The organism is Novispirillum itersonii (genome assembly GCF_014205675.1).
In the GTDB taxonomy this organism is placed as follows: domain Bacteria; phylum Pseudomonadota; class Alphaproteobacteria; order Rhodospirillales; family Rhodospirillaceae; genus Novispirillum; species Novispirillum itersonii_A.
Window position 1 is genome coordinate 1 of sequence record NZ_JACIIX010000026.1, and the last position, 18,673, is coordinate 18,673.

General features: G+C 65.3%; 17 protein-coding genes. 16 read left to right on the top strand and 1 reads right to left on the bottom strand.

Annotated elements, in window-relative coordinates:
* Window positions 1-377: 377 nt before the first annotated feature.
* From FHS48_RS19365 to FHS48_RS19425, 13 genes are all read left to right on the top strand, one after another.
* Window positions 378-1,106, top strand: coding sequence for an IclR family transcriptional regulator (locus FHS48_RS19365; RefSeq protein WP_184266490.1), 729 nt, complete (start codon window positions 378-380; stop codon window positions 1,104-1,106).
* 27 nt (window positions 1,107-1,133) lie between these two features.
* Window positions 1,134-2,069 (top strand): formimidoylglutamase, encoded by a 936-nt coding sequence (gene hutG, locus FHS48_RS19370; protein ID WP_184266493.1) that lies wholly within the window; start codon window positions 1,134-1,136, stop codon window positions 2,067-2,069.
* 48 nt (window positions 2,070-2,117) lie between these two features.
* On the top strand, window positions 2,118-3,323 hold the full coding sequence (gene gltS, locus FHS48_RS19375) for a sodium/glutamate symporter (protein WP_184266496.1): 1,206 nt from the start codon (window positions 2,118-2,120) through the stop codon (window positions 3,321-3,323).
* A 136-nt stretch (window positions 3,324-3,459) separates the two neighbouring features.
* The gene (locus FHS48_RS19380) at window positions 3,460-3,864 is read left to right on the top strand and encodes a YbaN family protein (RefSeq protein WP_184266499.1); all 405 of its coding nucleotides are present in this window, start codon (window positions 3,460-3,462) and stop codon (window positions 3,862-3,864) included.
* A gap of 126 nt (window positions 3,865-3,990) precedes the next feature.
* A complete protein-coding gene (locus tag FHS48_RS19385) occupies window positions 3,991-5,418 on the top strand; it encodes a sigma-54 interaction domain-containing protein (protein WP_221443612.1) in 1,428 nt (475 codons plus the stop codon).
* Window positions 5,419-5,536: 118 nt separating this feature from the next.
* A complete protein-coding gene (locus tag FHS48_RS19390) occupies window positions 5,537-6,094 on the top strand; it encodes an aspartate 1-decarboxylase (protein ID WP_184266506.1) in 558 nt (185 codons plus the stop codon).
* A gap of 47 nt (window positions 6,095-6,141) precedes the next feature.
* Window positions 6,142-7,443 (top strand): cation:proton antiporter, encoded by a 1,302-nt coding sequence (locus tag FHS48_RS19395; RefSeq protein WP_184266509.1) that lies wholly within the window; start codon window positions 6,142-6,144, stop codon window positions 7,441-7,443.
* Window positions 7,444-7,676: 233 nt separating this feature from the next.
* Entirely contained in the window at window positions 7,677-8,897 is a 1,221-nt protein-coding gene (locus FHS48_RS19400) for a substrate-binding domain-containing protein (RefSeq protein ID WP_221443613.1), read from the top strand.
* A gap of 83 nt (window positions 8,898-8,980) precedes the next feature.
* The gene (locus FHS48_RS19405; protein ID WP_184266512.1) at window positions 8,981-9,757 is read left to right on the top strand and encodes an ABC transporter ATP-binding protein; all 777 of its coding nucleotides are present in this window, start codon (window positions 8,981-8,983) and stop codon (window positions 9,755-9,757) included.
* On the top strand, window positions 9,750-10,499 hold the full coding sequence (locus FHS48_RS19410) for an ABC transporter ATP-binding protein (RefSeq protein WP_221443614.1): 750 nt from the start codon (window positions 9,750-9,752) through the stop codon (window positions 10,497-10,499). Before FHS48_RS19405 ends, FHS48_RS19410 begins: the two co-directional genes overlap by 8 nt.
* Entirely contained in the window at window positions 10,496-11,518 is a 1,023-nt protein-coding gene (locus FHS48_RS19415) for a branched-chain amino acid ABC transporter permease (RefSeq protein ID WP_184266515.1), read from the top strand. Before FHS48_RS19410 ends, FHS48_RS19415 begins: the two co-directional genes overlap by 4 nt.
* A 15-nt stretch (window positions 11,519-11,533) precedes the next feature.
* The gene (locus FHS48_RS19420) at window positions 11,534-12,601 is read left to right on the top strand and encodes a branched-chain amino acid ABC transporter permease (RefSeq protein ID WP_184266518.1); all 1,068 of its coding nucleotides are present in this window, start codon (window positions 11,534-11,536) and stop codon (window positions 12,599-12,601) included.
* A 19-nt stretch (window positions 12,602-12,620) separates the two neighbouring features.
* Window positions 12,621-13,481, top strand: coding sequence for an alpha/beta fold hydrolase (locus FHS48_RS19425; protein ID WP_260402604.1), 861 nt, complete (start codon window positions 12,621-12,623; stop codon window positions 13,479-13,481).
* Between the two features lie 75 nt (window positions 13,482-13,556).
* Here FHS48_RS19425 and FHS48_RS19430 read toward each other — a convergent pair whose 3' ends face one another.
* Window positions 13,557-15,521, bottom strand: a complete 1,965-nt coding sequence (locus FHS48_RS19430) for an efflux transporter outer membrane subunit (protein WP_184266521.1) — start codon at window positions 15,519-15,521, stop codon at window positions 13,557-13,559.
* A 188-nt stretch (window positions 15,522-15,709) separates the two neighbouring features.
* On the opposite strand from FHS48_RS19430, the gene FHS48_RS19435 reads away from it, so the two are divergent.
* The 3 genes from FHS48_RS19435 to FHS48_RS19445 all read left to right on the top strand — a co-directional run bounded on the left by FHS48_RS19435 (window position 15,710) and on the right by FHS48_RS19445 (window position 18,550).
* The gene (locus tag FHS48_RS19435) at window positions 15,710-16,042 is read left to right on the top strand and encodes a DUF1244 domain-containing protein (protein ID WP_184266524.1); all 333 of its coding nucleotides are present in this window, start codon (window positions 15,710-15,712) and stop codon (window positions 16,040-16,042) included.
* A gap of 242 nt (window positions 16,043-16,284) precedes the next feature.
* Complete coding sequence (locus FHS48_RS19440; RefSeq protein WP_184266527.1) at window positions 16,285-17,772, top strand: CoA-acylating methylmalonate-semialdehyde dehydrogenase; 1,488 nt, start codon at window positions 16,285-16,287, stop codon at window positions 17,770-17,772.
* A 151-nt stretch (window positions 17,773-17,923) separates the two neighbouring features.
* On the top strand, window positions 17,924-18,550 hold the full coding sequence (locus tag FHS48_RS19445) for a DUF6134 family protein (RefSeq protein WP_184266530.1): 627 nt from the start codon (window positions 17,924-17,926) through the stop codon (window positions 18,548-18,550).
* The last annotated feature ends 123 nt before the right edge of the window (window positions 18,551-18,673 follow it).

Below are 18,673 nucleotides of genomic sequence, written 5' to 3' on the forward strand. Positions count from 1 at the left end.
TCCGACCCTCGCCGCTGGGAGAGGGCTGCTACCCTCTCCCAGCTGTTCCTTTGTCGCCTATCGGCACGGAAATTCATAAGACAAGCGTTTTCAGCTGAGATGAGGATTGCCCCGACTCTGTACCGAGACGGGGAACGATGAGACCAACCGGCTTTCCGATCTCGGGGAGCCGGTTGTTTTATGGCGGAGTGATCTCTTGCGGCGGGTGCTGTTGGGGGTGATTTGTTTCGGTATTCCCGTTTACTAGGAATTGCAGCAGTAAATATGCCGGGTCGCAAAATTATTTTCCCGTAATATGGGATCGATATCTTTTCTGGCCGTTGGTGTGCGGATTAAAGTCGTATCTCGACAGACGCCGCCAGCCAGAGGGAGAGACCATGCCTGCACCGTCCTGCCCGATGCCGGAACGGGCGTTCCTGATCCTGCAACAGATTGCCGCAGCGCCAACCGCCCTGACGGTGCGGGGGCTGGCCGCGACACTGGATATGCCGCTGTCCAGCACCTACCGCCACATTGCGGTGCTGATGCGCTGGGGGCTGGTGGTGGAGTTGGGGCAGACCGGGCGCTATACCGCCGGGCCCCTGTGCCTACAGTTGTCGATGCAGTTTCAGGACCGGAATGCGCTGGTGTTGCAGGCGCGTCCGGAGATGGTCCGGCTGGCGGAAAGCAGTGGCGAGACGGTGGCGCTGATGGTGGCAACCCACTATCAGGCAATCTGTATTGATATGATTGAAAGCCGCCAGACCCTGCGCTGTGCCTTTGCGCCGGGGAAAGGTCAGCCCCTGTCAAAAGGGGCAACGGCCATGACCCTGCTGGCTTTTATGCCCGAAAGCCAGCGGCAGGTGGCGCTGGAGGCGTATCCTCATCCGGATGGGGAGGCGGCCCTGCTGGAACAGGTGCGTCAGCAGGGCTATGCCGAAAGTGACAGCATGCTGGATCCCGGGGTGTGGGGTGTCTGTGCCCCGCTGCTGGCCGGGGCCGGGCGTCTGGCCGGGGCCCTGACCCTGATGGCTCCTTCCGGTCGGGGCCATCAGGACCGTGACCGCCTGATCAGCCTGACCCTGCGGGCGGCAAACCGGATCAGCGCGGCGCTGACCGTCGACTGACATTTTTGCTTGAAGGACTGAAACGGAATGCATGTGGCGCCGGACATGGGCCGCTGGAGCGGACGTATTGACTCTGAAGGGGATCTGGCCCGGCGCTGGCATCAGGTGGTTGGCCCGTGGACGGAGCGGTCCGCCCCCGGGGTGACGCTTCTGGGGCTGGCCAGTGATGAAGGCGTGCGCCGCAATCAGGGCCGTCCCGGTGCGGCGGACGGGCCTGCGGCGTTGCGCCGGGCGCTGGCCGGGGTGCCGGTCCATGGGACCCGTCCGCTGTGGGATGCCGGGGACGTGCTGTGCCATGACGGTCAGCTTGAGGTGGCCCAGCAGGCCGCCGCCCGGCAGGTGGCCCGTCTTCTGGAGAATGGCCAGTTTCCTGTCGTCGTTGGCGGCGGGCACGAGGTGGCCTATGCCACCTTCTGCGGTCTGGAGCAGTTTCTGGGGACCCCGGCGGAGGCCCCCCGCATCGGGATCATCAATTTCGATGCGCATTTTGATCTGCGGCAGGCCGGGGAAAGCACCTCGGGCACGCCGTTTGCCCAGATTGCCGACCGCTGCGCCGCCCGGGGCTGGCCATTCCGGTATCTGTGTCTGGGGGTGGCGGAAACCGGAAACACCGGCGCGCTGTATGCCACGGCCCGCCGTCTGGGGGTGCAGTGGATCAGTGACGGGGTCCTGACCGGCTGGCGTCTGCCGGAAGCGGAGCAGGCCGTAGACGCGTTTATGGCCGACTGTGACCACCTGTACCTGAGCATTGATCTGGATGTGTTTCCGGCCGGACAGGCCCCCGGGGTCAGTGCCCCGGCGGCCTGCGGGGTGGCGGTGCCGGTGGTGGAGGCCCTGATCGGGCGGATCCGGGCCAGCGGGCGGCTGCGGCTGGCGGATATCGCGGAACTGAATCCCCGCTTTGATCAGGATGGCCATACCGCCCGTCTGGCGGCCCGGCTGGTGCATGACCTGTACCGGTAAAAGGCCCGCACAGGGGAAGAATGAGATGATAACAGGAGGGATCGTATCATGATTGAGATCAGCCTTGATGCCGTGCAGACCACGGCGCTGGCCGTTCTGCTGTTGCTGCTGGGGCAGGTGATTAAACGGCGGGTCGGTTTTCTGGAGAGGTTCTGCATTCCGGCTCCGGTGATCGGTGGTTTTGGAATGGCGCTGCTGATGCTGGTGTTCCGGGAAACCGGACTGGTGAAGATCATGTTCAATACAGCGTTGCAGACCCCGTTTATGGTGGCCTTTTTCACCACGGTCGGGATCGGCGGCAGCATCGCGCTGCTGCGGACCGGCGGGGTGATTCTGTTCGTCTATCTCGGCGTCTGCTGGACGGTGGCGCTGTTTCAGAACACCTTCGGTCCGCTGGTTGCCTCTTTGGTCGGTCTTGATCCGGTGCAGGGGGTGATGGCCGGGGCGGTCTCGCTGCTGGGCGGGCACGGCGGGGCTGCGGCCTTCGGCCCGATGGCGGAGCAAATGGGGCATCCCGGATCAACCACCGTGGCCATTACGGCCGCCACCTTCGGTCTGGTGTCGGGCAGCCTGCTCGGCGGGCCGCTGGGGGCGTGGCTGGTCCGGCGGCATCGTGTGGAAATCGCCGCCGTTGACGTGAAATCCGCCGCTCCGGCATTCCATGACCATGACGAGGATGTCAGTGTCACCAGCCAGTCCCTGATCGGTATGACCGGTCTTGTGCTGGTGCTGATGGTGATCGGGGCGTTGCTGTCCGGCTGGGTGCAGCAGGCGACCGCCTTTGTGCTTCCGGCCTATGTCGGGGCGATGGTGGCGGCGATTCTGGCCCGTAATCTCAACGATGGTCTGGGCCTGATCCGTCTGAACACCAAGGCGCTGGATGCCCTGTCCGACCTGACGCTGGGGGTGTTCCTGACCATGGCGATGATGACGCTGAAAATCTGGGAACTCTATGATCTGGCGCTGCCGCTGATGGTGGTTCTGGCGGCACAGGTTCTGGCCCTGCTTCTGCTGGCGGCCTTTGTGGTGTTCCGTCTGCTGGGGCGGAACTACGATGCGGCGGTGATGTGCGCCGGTCTGATCGGGCATGGTCTGGGGGCCACCCCCAATGCCATCGCCAATATGAGTGCCATGGCCCAGCGGTTTGGTCTGGCCTCGCCCCGGGCACTGATGATCGTGCCGCTGTGTGGTGCGGTGCTGGTTGATATCGTCGCCATTCCGTTCCATGCCTATATGATTAATATCCTCAGCTAAGGCTGATCCGGCTCCGCCGCCGTGGCTCCCGCCCGGCGGCGGAACTGTATGATGGTGGATGGTGCTAGCCCATGGACACCGGGGGCGTTTTCCGCGACCATCAAGGGTCTGTGATCTGCCGCCGGAGGACACGGTGATGCGTTTGCTGTGGATCGTACTCGGCTGGGGGTTTATGGCGCTGGCCGTGCTGGGGGTGATCCTACCCGGCCTGCCGACCACGCCGTTTCTGCTGCTGGCGGCCTGGGCCTTTCACAAAGGCAGCCGCCGCTGGGCCCTGTGGCTGGAGCAGCACCGCCTGTTCGGCCCCCTGCTGCGCAACTGGCAGCGTCACCGGGTGATCCCCCGGCATGCGAAAGTTGCCGCCATCGGCATGATGGCGGTGTCCCTGACCTACCTGACGGTATGGTCATCGGTGCCGGGGCTGGCGGTGGCGGCGATTGCGGCGGTGATGCTGGGCAGTGCCTCGTGGATGCTGTGGTGCCCCAGTGCCCGGCCAGAACCGGTGGCGGAAGAGGCCGGGGATCAGCCCGACGGGCGGTGATCAAACCTTGTGGTTGCAGGCGGCCTTCCGTATCTTCGGTCCCCGGCGGGTGATCCGTCTGCCCGGCAGGGAGGGCCACGCCATGGGAAGAGTTTCTGACGCGGGATGGATCCGGTGCCGCGCCGCATGACCGAAGCCGAAGTCCGGCGTTATGCCGCCCGCGCCCTGTCAGAGCTGTTCGACAGCCTTTATGAGGGGGCCTTTGCCGTCGATACCGGTGGCCGGGTTACCTGGATGAACCACAAGTTCAAGGCCCTGATCGGCTGGAACGGTACCGAGGCCATTGAAGGCCAGCCGATTGACGAGGTGTTGCCGCACAGCCAGATGAGCCGGGTGCTGGAAACCGGCCGGGCCGATCTGCTGGATATCATTCCCCTTGGCCGCCGCCAGCTGACGGTTTCGCGCCTGCCGCTGTTGCAGGAGGATGGCCGCCTGATCGGGGCAATGGGGGTCATTCTCTATGACCGTCTCAATTCCCTGCGGCCACTGGTGGACCGCTTCCAGACCCTGCAAAGTGATCTCGACACCGCCCGCAGGGAACTGGCCCGCAGCCGGGCTGCCAAGTACAGTCTGGCCATGTATGCCGGGGCATCGGAGGCGGTGCGGACCCTGAAGCTGAAAGCCCGGCGGGCTGCCGAACGGGATGCCCCGGTGCTGATCACCGGGGAAACCGGGGTCGGCAAGGAACTGCTGGCGCATGGCATCCACGCCGCCTCCGCCCGGGCAGGGAAACCGATGGTGCGCATCAATGTCTCGGCGATCCCGGAAGGACTGCTGGAGGCTGAACTGTTCGGGGCGGCCCCCGGGGCCTATACCGGGGCCGACCGCAAGGGGCGGGAAGGCAAGGTCCGGCTGGCCGACGGTGGGACCCTGTTTCTGGATGAAATCGGCGACATGCCGGTGCCGTTGCAGACCAAGCTGCTGCGGGTGCTTCAGGAACAGGAGATCGAGCCGCTGGGGGCCAATACGGTGATCCCGGTTGATGTGCGGGTGATCAGCGCCACCAGCCGGGACCTGAAGGCAATGGTGGAGGCCGGGCAGTTCCGGGCCGACCTGTATTACCGCCTGAATGTGCTGCCGCTGCATGCCCCGCCGCTGCGGGACCGGCGGGAAGACCTGCCCTTGCTGTGCGATACCCTGCTGGAAGACATTGCCACCCGGTCCGGTGGTCCGCCACGCACGGTGTCGGTGGCCGGGCTGGAGCGTCTGGCGGCGCATGGCTGGCCGGGCAATGTGCGGGAGCTGCGCAACGTGCTGGAGCAGGCGGTGGCCGGCAGTGATGCCGAAGTGCTGGATCTGGCCGATTTCACCGGCCTGCTGCCGGAGAGACCACCGGCGGCCGTTCCATCGGCGCCGCTCCGGCCCGCGACGGAGGCGGTGAGCGGGGTTGGCGCGGTTCGGCCGCTGCGTGATGTGCTGGCGGCAGCGGAGCAGGAGGCGATCCGTGCTGCCCTGACGGCGGCGGGTGGGGTGCGCAGTCAGGCGGCGCGGCTGCTCGGCATTTCCCGCGCTCAGTTCTATGAAAAGCTGGCGGCACACGGCCTGTCCGACTGACCCCGGCGGGGCAGGGAGCGGCAGGATTTCTGCGGGTTTTACCGGCTCTGGCGCTGTTGCCTGAAATCGGGTAGGGGAGAGGCTGTTTTTCTGTTTTTCCCTTCAGGGACTGCTGACGATGATCAAAGTTGTCCGGGCCAAACTGCATGGCCTGTGGGTCACCAATGCCGAGCTGCATTATCATGGCTCGATCACCCTTGACCCGGAAATCTGCCTGCGGGCCGGGATCTATCCGCTGGAATTCGTCGAGATCTGGAACAAGGCCAGCGGGGCCCGCATCTCCACCTATGTGATTTTCGGGGAACCGGGATCCCGCTGCTGCATCCTTAACGGGGCGGCGGCCCGCACCTGTCAGGCCGGGGATGAGGTGATCATTGCCGCCTCCAGCTATGTGCAGCCGCAGGAGCTGTATGGCCTGCGCCCGAAGGTGCTGACCTTCCACCGCGATAACAGCATCGCCGAGGAACTGTCCTATTCTGTGACGGAGACCCCGGCCAACCCGTTCCACTTCGAGATCCATGAAGAGGCGGTCTATCCCGGCAGCGATCCGGCCCAGCGGGCGCACAGCCAGCGGCGGGAGGAGATGAAGCGGGATATGATGGCGGCGGGCCTGACCGAACATCAGGCGCTGGATCTGCTGTCCAAGCATTTCTCCGAAGCTGATCCGGTGGTGTAACGTCAGGGGCCCCAGACCCAGAGGGCTCAACAGGGGAAACCGTCCCGATGCTGCCCTTTCTGACCGATCTTGCCGTTTTCCTGCTGCTGCCGCTGCTGGTGTGGCGGCTGGTGCGGCCGGTGGTGCCGCTGGCGGTGGTGCCGGTGCTGATCGGTCTGGCGGTGGCGGCTCTGGCGGTGCTGAGCGGTCAGCGCGGGCCGGAGTTCCTGCCACCGACGGAGGCCGGGGATGCCCTTGGCATGCTGGGGGTGATCCTACTGGCGTTTTCCGCCGGTCTGGAAGGCCGCGATCCCGGCCACCTGACGCCGGGGGCGATCGTGGTGTCCGCGCTGTCGCCGGGCCGGATCCTGCACTCCGCCGCCGTGGCGCTGGCCCTGCCGTTTGGGGCAGGCACCCTGCTGGCGTGGGGTCTGCTGTCCGTGGCGGAGGGCTGGTTGCCTGCCGGTCTGTCGCCGGGGCTGGCTGCGGCGGCCATCGGCCTGTGTCTGGCGGTCAGTGCCCTGCCGGTGCTGGTGGCTCTGCTGCGGGAACTGCCTGCCGGTCTGCGTCCGCTGGGGGCGGTGGCGGTACGGGTGGCGGCCCTGGATGACATGGCGTTGTGGCTGGGCCTTGGTCTGCTGATGGCGCTGGGGCGGTCGCAGGCCGTGACCGGCGGGTTCGGCTCCGCCGATCTGGTGGCGGTCGGCGTGCTGGCCCTGCTGGCGCTGCTTGGGCAGGCCCGCCGCCTGACCGGCCGGGTCGCCGATCCGGCCCGGCCACTGATGGTGTGGGGGGCGGCGGCGGCAGTGCTGGCGGTCTCGTCTCTGGCCACGGCGCAGCTGGGCCTGCATGCGGTGCTGGGCGCTTATTATGCCGGTATGATCCTGCCTGCTCCTTGGGCGGCGCGCCTGCCGGAACAGACCATCGGGCGGGTCGCTCTGCTGGGGTTCGCCCCGCTGTTCTTCGGGCATCGGGGGCTGGAGATTGATCCGCGCCTGCTGACGCCGGATGTGCTGGGCTGGGTGGTCCTGCTGCTGGCGGTGTCGATGGTCAGCAAGATTGCCGCGATTCAGATGGTGCCGCCGCTGCCCGGGCTGTCCCGTCACCGTCGCCTGACTCTGGGCGTGTTCCTCCAGTGCAAGGGGCTGATGGAGATTGTTGCCGCCACCCTGCTGCTGAAAAGCGGCCTGCTGACCGCCACCGCCTATGCGGCGCTGGTGATGCTGGCGCTGGTCTCCACCACGCTGACCGCGCCGTTGGTCCGGATGTTGATGCCCGGCTGCCTGCGGCCCGCACCGGGCGATGTTCCGGGCGATGTGTCCGCTTTTCCGGACGGGTCGGCAGTGTCCGGAAAAGCGGACACTGTCTGAATAATATTTAAAAACAAAAGATTAGATTTGAATGAGCCTTAAGTGTCCGGAATTCAGGACAGGTCCGGGTGGCGATCTGTCCGGTTTTACAGGGCAGGGAACCGCACAACTCCTTGGTTTTCTGTTCCGGTCCTCTCTGGCATGGCCTTTGCGTAGGGCCGGGGTAAGACCCGGCTATCGGGCTTGGCCTGCCCCTGCGGGGGTAAGGCCGGAACCATGGGAGGACATTCCGGATGCTTAAGACCCGCCTGACGGGGGTGATGCCCCATGCCGTGCGCCTGACACTGGCCGCCGCGCTGCTGGCCGCTGGCAGTGTTGCCGCCAGCGCTGCCGATACCCTGAAAATCGCCCATGTCTATGACAAGACCGGCCCGCTGGAAGCCTATGCCAAGCAGTCTTCCACCGGCCTGATGCTGGGGCTGGAATATCTGACCGGCGGCACTCTGGAAGTGGCCGGAAAGAAACTTCAGGTGATCGAAAAAGATACGCAGGGCAAGCCCGACGTCGGCAAGGCGATGCTGGCCGAAGCCTTTGGCGATGATGATGCCGATATCGCCGTTGGCCCGGTGTCCAGCGGGGTGGCGCTGGCGATGCTGCCGGTGGCGCAGGAATTCGGCAAGGTGCTGGTGGTGGAACCGGCGGTGGCCGACAGCATCACCGGGGCCAACTGGAACCGCTTTGTGTTCCGCACCGGCCGCAATTCTTCGCAGGATGCCATTGCCAATGCGGTGGCGCTGGGCAAGCCGGGGGTGAAGATCGCCACGCTGGCGCAGGATTATGCCTTTGGCCGGGACGGTGTCGCCGCCTTCCGCGATGCCCTGAAAAGCACCGGGGCTGAGATCGTGCACGAAGAATACGTGCCGACCGACACCAAGGATTTCACCGCCTCCGGTCAGCGGGTGTTTGATGCCCTGAAGGATCAGAAAGGCGACCGGATCGTGTTCGTCATCTGGGCCGGTGGCAACAACCCGATCGGCAAGCTGAAGGCGATGGCTCCGGAACGGCTGGACATCAAGCTGGCCAGCGGCGGCAACATCCTGCCGGCGATGGCGGCCTATAAGGATATTCCGGGGATGGAAGGGGCGACGTATTACTACTACGAAATCCCGAAGAACCCGATGAACGACTGGCTGATCACCGAGCATCAGAAGCGCTTCAACAGCCCGCCGGACTTCTTCACCGCCGGGGGCTTTGCGGCGGCCAGTGCCATTGTCACCGCCCTGAAGGCCAGCAAGGGCAAGGCCGATGGCGAAACCCTGATCAAGACCATGGAAGGGATGTCTTTCGACACCCCAAAGGGAACCATGCAGTTCCGCAAGGAAGACCATCAGGCCCTTCAGGAAATGTACCATTTCCGCATCCGGGCCAAGGATGATGTCGCCTGGGGCATCCCCGATCTGGTGCGGGTGCTGAAGGTGGAGGATATGGCGGTTCCGGTGCTGAACAAGCGCTGATGCCGCTCCGCCGCCGGGGTGGGGGCGTCTCACCCCGGTGGCGGCTTCCTCCGTGTTCTGACAGCACCGGAAAGGCGCGATCCATGACCCATGCCGAACATCCTGTTCTGGCGACAGAGGGGCTGACCATCCGCTTTGGCGGGCATGTGGCGGTCAACGATGTCACCTGTGCCTTTCACCGGGGCACCCTGACGGCCATTGTCGGCCCGAACGGAGCGGGAAAAACCACCTATTTCAACCTGATTTCCGGGCAGCTGAAGGCCACCGGCGGCCGTGTCTTCGTCAATGGCGAGGACGTCACCCGCTTTCCCGCCCCGCGCCGGACCGAGCGCGGCATTGGCCGGGCCTTTCAGCTGACCAACCTGTTCCCCAACCTGAGTGTGCTGGAGAATGTCCGGCTGGCGGTGCAGGCACGCAGCGCCCACGGGTTCAGCCTGTTTTCCATGGCCAGCCGTCATGTGGAGCTGATCGAGCAGGCGGAACATGTGCTGGCCCGGGTCGGTCTGCTCGACCGCGCCGGGGCGGTGGCCGCCACCCTGTCACATGGCAACAAGCGCAAGCTGGAAGTCGGGATGATGCTGGCGCTGGAGCGCGACATCCTGATGTTTGATGAACCCACCGCCGGGATGAGCGTTGACGAGGCCCCGGTGATCCTTGACCTGATCCGCCAGATCAAGGCCGACACCAGCAAGACCATCCTGCTGGTGGAACACAAGATGGATGTGATCCGGTCGCTGGCGGACCGCATCATCGTGCTGCACAACGGGTATCTGGTCGCCGACGGCGCGCCGGAAGAGGTGATGTCCTCCCCCATCGTGCAGGAAGCCTATCTGGGCACGGGAGTGGCTGACCATGTCTGACGGGAACAGCCCGATGCAGCGCCCGCCGCTGCTGTCGCTGTCCGGGGTGCATACCCATATCGGGCAGTACCATATCCTTCAGGGGGTGGATCTGGACATCCCCGAAGGCCAGCTGACCATGCTGCTGGGGCGCAACGGGGCAGGCAAGACCACCACCATGCGCACCATCATGGGGCTGTGGCAGGCCTCGCGCGGTGAGATCCGTTTTGGCGGGGAGCCGCTGAACGGGGTTGCCACCCCGGATATCGCCCGGCGCGGCATTTCCTACGTGCCGGAAAACATGGGAATTTTCGGGGCGCTGACGGTGCAGGAAAACATGCATCTCGCCGCCCGCAGCGGCCCGATGGACACCGCCCGGCTGGACTGGCTGTTCGAGGTGTTTCCGGCCCTGAAGAAGTTCTGGAAAAGCCCGGCCGGGTCGCTGTCCGGCGGCCAGAAGCAGATGCTGGCCATTGCCCGGGCGGTGATTGAGCCGTCGCGTCTGCTGTTGATTGACGAACCGACCAAGGGGCTGGCCCCGGCGATTGTGTCGGCCCTGACCAGCGCCATCCTGCAACTGAAAAGCTTCGGGGCCACCATCCTGATGGTGGAACAGAATTTTGCCATGGCGCGGGCGGTGGGGGACACGGTGGCGGTGATGGATGACGGGCGGATCGTCCATCGCGGCCTGATGGCCGATCTGGCGGCGGACAAGGCCTTGCAGGAGCGACTCCTCGGCCTCAGCATGGATATGCACCAATGAGTGGATCTCTTCAGACTGTGCTGGCCCGCCTGCGCGGCGGGGATGGGGCGCGGCGCTCCGGCCTGCTGCTGATTGCCGCGCTGATGCTGCTGGCACTGGCCGGGGTCGGATCGGTGCCGACCTGGATCACCCTGACGCTGGCCGGGCTGGCAATGGGGATGATGGTGTTCATCATGGCCTCCGGCCTGACGCTGGTATTCGGGCTGATGGACGTGCTGAACTTCGGGCACGGGGCCTTCATCTCGCTGGGGGCCTTCGTCGGCGTCAGCGTGATGGCGGCGCTGGGGCCGTGGATGGAGTCGGCTTCGCTGGCGGTCAATCTGGCGGCGGTGCTGGCCGGGGCGATCATCGGCATGGTGGTCACCGGGCTGTTCGGCTACGTGTTTGAACGGCTGGTGGTGATGCCGGTCTATGGCAACCACCTGAAACAGATCCTGATCACCATGGGGGGGCTGATCGTGGTGGAGCAGCTGATCTATGTGGTGTGGGGGCCGGATGCGATTCCGATTCCCCGCCCGGAAACCCTGAAAGGGGCGCTGACCTTCGGCGATGTGGTGCTGGAAAAGTACCGCCTGCTGGCGGTGGCGGTCGGGCTGACGATTTTTGCGGTGATGACCGGGGTGCTGACCCGCACCAAGATCGGCCTGCTGGTGCGGGCCGGGGTGGAAAACAGCGAGATGGTGGAATCCCTCGGCTACCCGATTACCCGGCTGTTTATCGCCGTGTTCATCGCCGGGTCGGCGCTGGCCGGTCTGGGTGGGGTGATGTGGGGCCTGTATGAGGAGGTCATCACCGCCCACATGGGCATGAGCGTGATGGTGATGGTGTTCATTGTCGTCATCATCGGCGGTCTGGGGTCGGTGGAAGGCTGCTTCCTCGGGGCGCTGCTGGTGGGCCTGATGAACAACTACGTTGCCTATCTGGCCCCGAAAATGGCGCTGGGATCGTCGATCCTGCTGATGGTGGCGATCCTGATGTGGCGTCCGGAAGGGCTGCTGCCGGTCGCCAAAGGCCGGTGAGGGGGGGACGACGACATGCTCAACACTCTGTTTTCCGGGGATTTTCCCCGCTCCCGTTGGCTGACCGGCCTGCTGCTGGTGATTGCGGTGGCCCTGCTGCTGGCACCGTTCCTGTTCCCGGGATCGCGGCCGCTGGATACGGCGGCGAAGATCTGCGTCTTCATCGTGCTGGTGGCCAGCTATGACCTGCTGCTTGGCTATACCGGGGTGGTGTCCTTTGCCCATACGGTGTTCTTCGGCATGGGGGCCTACGGGGCGGCGATTGCGCTGGCCAAGGTCGGCCCCGGCTGGGGGGCACTGCTGACCGGCGGGGCGCTGGGGGTGGTGTCGGCGATGGTGCTGGCGCTGCTGATTGCCCTGTTCAGTCTGCGGGTGCGGGCGATCTTCTTTGCCATGGTGACGCTGGCGGTGGCCTCGGCCTTTGCCATTCTGGTCAGCCAGCTGTTCCATATCACCGGCGGTGAGGACGGGCTGAGTTACAGCCTGCCGCGCGAACTGACCCCGGCCTTCCGGCTGGTGCAGGACAAGGTGTTTGATGTCCGCATCGATGGGCGGCTGCTGACCTACTATCTGGTGCTGACGGTCAGTGTGGTGCTCTTTCTCGGGCTGCTGCGGCTGGTCAATTCTCCGTTCGGTCGGGTGCTTCAGGCGATCCGCGAGAATGAATTCCGGGCCGAGGCGCTGGGATACAAAACGGTGCTGTACCGCACGCTGGCCTCCTGCATCGCCGCCGGGGTGGCGGCGCTGGCCGGGGTGATGATGGCGGTCTGGGCCCGTTACACCGGGCCGGAAACCACGCTGTCGATGGATATCATGGTCAATATCCTGCTGATGGTGGTGATCGGCGGTATGGGCACCCTGTATGGCGCGGTGGTGGGGGCGACCCTGTTTGTGCTGGCACAGAACTATCTCCAGACCCTGATGGCGGGCCTGAGTTCGGCCCTGTCCGGGGTGCCGGTGCTGCCCAATCTGTTTGCCCCGGACCGCTGGCTGCTGTGGCTGGGCGTGCTGTTTATCCTGAGTGTGTATTTCTTCCCGACCGGACTGGTGGGCCGCCTGCGCGGCACCGGGGCCGGGCGCTGACCCGATGATGGAGGATCCGATGACCCATATGGGCCCCAACACCCGCCCGCCCCGGTCCCGTTACGCCTTCTGCCGGGGCTATGAGATCCATGTCACCGAGTGGGGCGATCCGGCCCACGAAACCATCGTCATGTGGCATGGTCTGGCCCGCACCGGGCGTGATTTTGACACGCTGGCCCGGGCCCTGTCCGACACCTACCACATCATCGCCCCCGATACCCTCGGGCGTGGCCTGTCGGCGTGGTCGAAAAAGCCGGATGAGGAATACTGTCTGGGCTTTTACGCCGCCATTGCCACCGATCTGCTGGATCACTTCGATCTGCACCGGGTGCGCTGGGTGGGGACCTCGATGGGCGGGGCGCTGGGGATCCGGCTGGCCGGGGGCACCCTGCGCGACCGCATCAGCCATCTGGTGATCAACGACATCGCCCCGCAGCTGGCGGCTCCGGCGATTGAACGGATTCTGACCTATGCCGGAAATCCGCCGCAGTTTGATACGCTGACCGAGCTGGAACAGTTCCTGCGCACGGTGTACCGCCCCTATGGCTGGCTGAGTGACAGCGAATGGCGGTCGATGGCGGAAACCTCGGCCCGCCGCACCGACGGTGGCCGGGTGACGGTGCATTATGACCCGAAGATGGTCCGGCAGTTTGTTTCCCATCCCACCGATTATGACCAGTGGCCGCTGTATGACGCCATCACCGCCCATACCCTGCTGCTGCGGGGCAAGGAGTCTGACCTGATCCTGCCGGACTGGGCGCAGGAGATGGGCCGCCGCGGGCCACAGGCTGCGGTGGTGGAGATCGACGGCGTCGGCCATGCCCCGGCCCTGAATGTGCCGGACCAGATCACCCTGATCCGGGACTTTCTGGCATCCTGATCCTGTGGTGACAAAAGCAGAGCCCCCCGGCTTCAGGACCGGGGGGCTTTTTTTGCTGGCGCGGTCCGGTTGTGTTTACTCTTCCGAGACCGTGCAGGCCCGGCCATCCTTGCCGAGCTGGCCGCACAGGGTCTTGGCGGCATCTTCGGTGGTCAGGCCGGAGACCCGCAGGCGGAACCACGTCATCCGGTCCTTCAGCGTCCCGTCCTTCTCGCCGACCACCTGACCGAGCTGCTGCGGATAGGCGGTCAGGCCGTCGGCGGCATTGCCGAGCTGGGCCTTCAGGTCACGCCACGCCGCATCGACCCCGGCGCGGTCAAACACCGCCGCCAGCGTTACGGACCAGCCACGCGGGCTGGCGTCTTCGGTCCAGTTGATCGCCTTGGTCTCCTGCGCCGCCGGGGCGGAGGCCAGTACCACGCCGCTCTGTTTGGTGTCGGGCAGGGGCGGGCGTTTGCCGCTGCCGGGCAGGGGCAGGTCATCGCCGGTGCCGCCGCCGAGGGACAGGAACAGGCTGACGGTTGACTGCACCCGGTCCAGACGGTCGCGGTGGAACGAGTCCTGATCGCTGCGGAAGGTGCGTTCGGTGTCCAGCATGGTCTGATAGTCGGTGGCCCCGACCCGGTAGCTTTCGCGGCTGAAGTCCCACGCCGCCTTCGAGGCCTCCAGCGCTTCGGTCTGGGCCTTCAGGCGCAGGGCATTGAAGTGGACCCCGGCCAGCGCATCCTCGACATCGCGCACCGCCTGATAGATGGCACGGACATAGCTTTCCACCAGTTCCTGATGGCGGGCGCGGGCGTAATCAATCTGCCGCTGGCGTTTGCCATAGTCGAAAATGGTGGCGGTCAGGCTGGCCAGCCCGTTCCACATCAGGCTGTAGGGCTGGAACAGTTCGGAGATGCGGTTGGCACCGGTGCCAGCCCCGGCGGACAGGTCCAGCGATGGCAGGATCCGGGCCCGGGCTTCGTCAATATTGGCATCGGCCAGCAGCAGGGCGGATTCCGCTGAACGCACATCCGGGCGGCGCAGCAGCAGGGAAGACGGCACCCCCGGCACCACGCCGGGCACCGTCACCGAGTCCAGACCGGAGTCGGACAGGGTCAGTTCGCTCGGGGTCATCCCGACCAGCACCGCCAGCCGGTGCCGGGTTTCCGCCCGCTGGAGGTCCAGCGTCGGCAGGGTGGCGCGGGAGGAACGGACTGCCGCCCGCTGCTGCTGCATTTCGATGCCGGTGGCTTCCCCTTCGGTGTAGCGCTGCTCAACCGATCCCAGCATGTCGGTCTGGGAGGTTTCGGTTTCCTGCGCCACCCGGTAACGGTCGTTCAGGGACAGATACTGGAAATAGGCGGTGACCACCTGCCCGACCACCAGACGGCGGACGTTGTCGCGGTCGTAAGTGGCCTGCCACAGGGCCTGCCGGGCGGCATCGGCGGCGGCGGCGCGTTCCCCCCACAGGTCAACGCGCCAGTCGGTGCGCAGGCCGAGCCGGAACGAGCGTTCAGACACCACGTCTCCGCCCTTGGAGACGGAGCCGAGGCCGTTGGGCGGTGCATCGACGGCGGCAGAAACCGGCGCGGTCAGGGTCGGCAGTTCATCGGCGGCGGCCTGCTTGAAGCGGGCCTGCGCCTGTTCCACCCGCAGGGTGGACATCTGAAGATCGTGGTTGCGGCGCAGGGCGCGGTCGATCAATACATCAAGCTCGCTGGATCCGAACAGCCGCCACCACTGCGGCAGCACCTCGGCCAGCGGGGTCTGCGGGGTTTCGGCAGTCACCGGCGGGGTGGTCGGATCCGGATTGACCGGGCTGGCCTTGTCCGCCGTTCCGGCGGCGGCTGCGGCATCGGTCGCCCCTGCGGTGCCGTCAGACCCGGCGGTGGGGCCCTGATTCAGGCCCTGATTCAGGAACGTTTCCGGCAACGGCACCGGCGGTACATCATAGTTATCCCGTTTCAGGGCGCAGCCCGCCACCGATGTGGCCAGCACTGCACAGGTCAGCCGGGCCAGCGGCCCGATCTGGCGGGAAAATGTTTTTGCCGTCACCGTTGTAACTCCCCTCGCGTATGCCCTTCCGCCTGTGGCGAGAGGGTAGCGGTCCGCTCTGAAAACTCAATAGGATAAATTTGATGTTTTCTGCCGGAGCATGTTGATCCGGTCCACACCTTTACCCCCGTTCTGTCGCTCCCTACACTAAGGGGGAAATCTAAACGGTTGGATAAGGACCGTCCCCGATGACTGAAAAGACCCTCGATGCTCAGACCCGGCTGGAACTGGAGGCCGCCGCCTTCCGGGGGCTGGTGGCCCATCTTCAGAAGCGCACCGACGTGCAGAATATCGACCTGATGACCCTTGCCGGGTTCTGCCGCAACTGCCTGTCCAAATGGTACCGGGCCGCCGCGACGGAGCGCGGGGTCGAGATGACCGATGCCGAAGCCCGGCAGGCGATCTATGGCATGCCGTTTGAGGACTGGAAGCGCCAGTATCAGACCGAAGCCTCGGCGGAGCAGAAACAGGCTTTCGAGGACACCAAACCGCTGCATGCCGAGATCAGCGGCCACCGCTGACCGCCGGGTGCTGTTAACGCTGTTTCGGAATCTTTAACGGTTTGGCGAAAAGTCCTGTTGTCGTCACGGGTTGGCCCGCAGCAAGAAAACGGCTTGTTGCGGGCCCTGTTTTTTGTGGAAACTGAGAGGGTTCCGCGATGGTCCGCCGACAGGGACATCCCGATCCGGCTGCTGACCGTTGTTGATGATTTTTTGATGTGATCGTCTCCCCGTCTTCCTCTGTCAAAAAGGCAGTCCCTGACATGACCCAGATCGGCCATCTGATTCCCGGCTTTGTCCCCCCCGCCGGTGCCCCGGTGACCCCCGTCTATAACCCGGCGACCGGGGAGCAGAGCGGCGCGGTCCTGTCCGGCGGTAAGGCGGAAGTCGATGCGGCGGTTGCCGCCGCCGCCGCTGCCTTTCCGGCGTGGTCGGCCCTGACCCCGCTGAAGCGGGCGCGGGTGATGTTCCGCTACAAGGATCTGCTGGAAAAGAACGCCGATGCCATCGCCCGCGCCATCAGCGCTGAACATGGCAAGACCCACCCCGATGCCTTGGGCGAGGTGCAGCGCGGGCTGGAAGTGGTGGAATTTGCCTGTGGCATCCCGCAGATGCTGAAGGGCGAGTTCAGCCGCGATGTCGGCCCGGATATCGACAGCTTCTCCACCCGCGAGGCGCTGGGGGTGGTGGCGGGGATCACCCCGTTCAACTTCCCGGCGATGGTGCCGCTGTGGATGTTCCCGATGGCGCTGGCCTGCGGCAACACCTTCGTGCTGAAGCCGTCGGAACGCGATCCGTCCGCCACCAACCTGATCGTGCAGCTGGCGCATGAGGCCGGAGTGCCGGACGGGGCACTGGTGGTGGTGCACGGCGGCAAGCCTGCGGTTGATGCGCTGCTGACCCACCCGGATGTGATGGCGGTCAGCTTTGTCGGTTCCACCCCGATCGCCGAATACGTCTATGCCACCGGCACGGCACACGGCAAGCGGGTGCAGGCGCTGGGCGGGGCGAAGAACCACATGCTGGTAATGCCGGACGCCGATATCGATCAGGCCGCCGACGCCCTGATGGGCGCCGGATATGGCTCCGCCGGGGAACGCTGCATGGCGGTGTCGGTGGCGGTGCCGGTCGGTGAAAAGACCGCCGATGCCCTGATCGAGGCCCTGACCCCGCGCGTCCGGGCCCTGAAGATCGGTCCGTCGACCGATCCGGCGGCGGACATGGGGCCGCTGGTCACCGCCCAGCATCTGGCCAAAGTGTCCGGCTACATTGATGCCGGGGTCCGTGAAGGGGCGGAGCTGGTGGTTGATGGCCGGGGCCTGAAACTGCAAGGCTATGAGAACGGCTACTTCCTTGGCGGATCGCTGTTTGACCGGGTGACCCCGGACATGAGCATCTACCGCGAGGAAATCTTCGGGCCGGTGCTGTCGGTGGTGCGGGCTGCCAGCTTTGATGAAGCGGTCGGGCTGATCCGCCGCCATGAATACGGCAACGGCACCGCCATCTTCACCCGCGACGGCGACAGCGCCCGGGCCTTTGTCAATCAGGTCAACGTTGGGATGATCGGCGTCAACGTGCCGATTCCGGTGCCGGTGGCTTACCACAGCTTCGGCGGTTGGAAGCGGTCCAGCTTTGGCAGCCATGGCATCTATGGGCCGGAAGGCGTGCATTTTTACACCCGCCTGAAGACCGTCACCAGCCGCTGGCCGACCGGAATCCGCGCCGGAGCGAGCTTTGCTTTCCCGACCTGACCGGCCTGTTCTGTCCTGTTCTGAGCATTTCCGGCCCGGGGAGAGATCCCCGGGCCGGTGCTTTTCCGGTCGCCCGCATTGATCCGTTGCCGGGCAGACACCGTACCGGACCATGAGGCCGGTTTTGGGCCGGAACGGAAACGGAGGGCGGATGATGCGCAGTCTGTGCAGGGGGCTGGCGGTGGTTGTGGCCGTGATGGCGCCGGTGGCGGACGCGGTGGCTGCCGGACCGGACCGCAGTGTCGCGTTTACGGTGTTCCGCGACGGACTACCGATCGGCCATCACCGGGTCAGCGTCCGCCCCGACGGTGACCGCACCGAGGTGCAGGTGGACATCGCGCTGGATGTCTCGTTCGCGTTTCTGACGCTTTACACCTACCGCCACCGGTCAACCGAAATCTGGCAGGGTGACCGCCTGATCAGTCTCGACAGCCGGACCGACGACAATGGCACGGCGATGCAGGCCACCGTTCAGGCGACGCCGGACGGCCTGCGTGGCACCGGCAGTGCCGGACCGCTGCGTCTGCCCGCCGATGCAGTGCCGACCAGTTACTGGACTTCGGCGCTGGTCAGCGGACGCCCGCTGTTTGACAGTCAGGACGGCCATGCGCTGGATGTTACGGTCCGCCCCGAGGGCGGCGGCTGGTGGGCGATGGAGGGTGAGGTGCGCCTGAAGCTGTCCTATTCGCCGCAGGGGGTGTGGTCGGGGATGCGCTTCAGCCTGAAGGGATCGGACTTTGAATATCTGCCCCGCACCGGAATGCAGGCCGGGTCATAGGGCCTTTTCCTATTATTTTTTGAGCTATTTAGAGCGCCGAGCCTGAAACCCGAATCAAAGTGATTCCCATGTGGCCTGTTTTGTGATTCACCTTTCTTGGAGGTGGATCATGGGCAAGAGCTA

Excerpts from the sequence above, each read along its gene's own strand:
- FHS48_RS19365 (WP_184266490.1), top strand. The coding sequence starts at position 378 with ATGCCTGCACCGTCCTGCCCGATGCCGGAACGGGCGTTCCTGATCCTG.
- hutG (WP_184266493.1), top strand. The coding sequence starts at position 1,134 with ATGCATGTGGCGCCGGACATGGGCCGCTGGAGCGGACGTATTGACTCT.
- gltS (WP_184266496.1), top strand. The coding sequence starts at position 2,118 with ATGATTGAGATCAGCCTTGATGCCGTGCAGACCACGGCGCTGGCCGTT.
- FHS48_RS19380 (WP_184266499.1), top strand. The coding sequence starts at position 3,460 with ATGCGTTTGCTGTGGATCGTACTCGGCTGGGGGTTTATGGCGCTGGCC.
- FHS48_RS19385 (WP_221443612.1), top strand. The coding sequence starts at position 3,991 with ATGACCGAAGCCGAAGTCCGGCGTTATGCCGCCCGCGCCCTGTCAGAG.
- FHS48_RS19390 (WP_184266506.1), top strand. The coding sequence starts at position 5,537 with ATGATCAAAGTTGTCCGGGCCAAACTGCATGGCCTGTGGGTCACCAAT.
- FHS48_RS19395 (WP_184266509.1), top strand. The coding sequence starts at position 6,142 with ATGCTGCCCTTTCTGACCGATCTTGCCGTTTTCCTGCTGCTGCCGCTG.
- FHS48_RS19400 (WP_221443613.1), top strand. The coding sequence starts at position 7,677 with ATGCTTAAGACCCGCCTGACGGGGGTGATGCCCCATGCCGTGCGCCTG.
- FHS48_RS19405 (WP_184266512.1), top strand. The coding sequence starts at position 8,981 with ATGACCCATGCCGAACATCCTGTTCTGGCGACAGAGGGGCTGACCATC.
- FHS48_RS19410 (WP_221443614.1), top strand. The coding sequence starts at position 9,750 with ATGTCTGACGGGAACAGCCCGATGCAGCGCCCGCCGCTGCTGTCGCTG.
- FHS48_RS19415 (WP_184266515.1), top strand. The coding sequence starts at position 10,496 with ATGAGTGGATCTCTTCAGACTGTGCTGGCCCGCCTGCGCGGCGGGGAT.
- FHS48_RS19420 (WP_184266518.1), top strand. The coding sequence starts at position 11,534 with ATGCTCAACACTCTGTTTTCCGGGGATTTTCCCCGCTCCCGTTGGCTG.
- FHS48_RS19425 (WP_260402604.1), top strand. The coding sequence starts at position 12,621 with ATGACCCATATGGGCCCCAACACCCGCCCGCCCCGGTCCCGTTACGCC.
- FHS48_RS19435 (WP_184266524.1), top strand. The coding sequence starts at position 15,710 with ATGACTGAAAAGACCCTCGATGCTCAGACCCGGCTGGAACTGGAGGCC.
- FHS48_RS19440 (WP_184266527.1), top strand. The coding sequence starts at position 16,285 with ATGACCCAGATCGGCCATCTGATTCCCGGCTTTGTCCCCCCCGCCGGT.
- FHS48_RS19445 (WP_184266530.1), top strand. The coding sequence starts at position 17,924 with ATGATGCGCAGTCTGTGCAGGGGGCTGGCGGTGGTTGTGGCCGTGATG.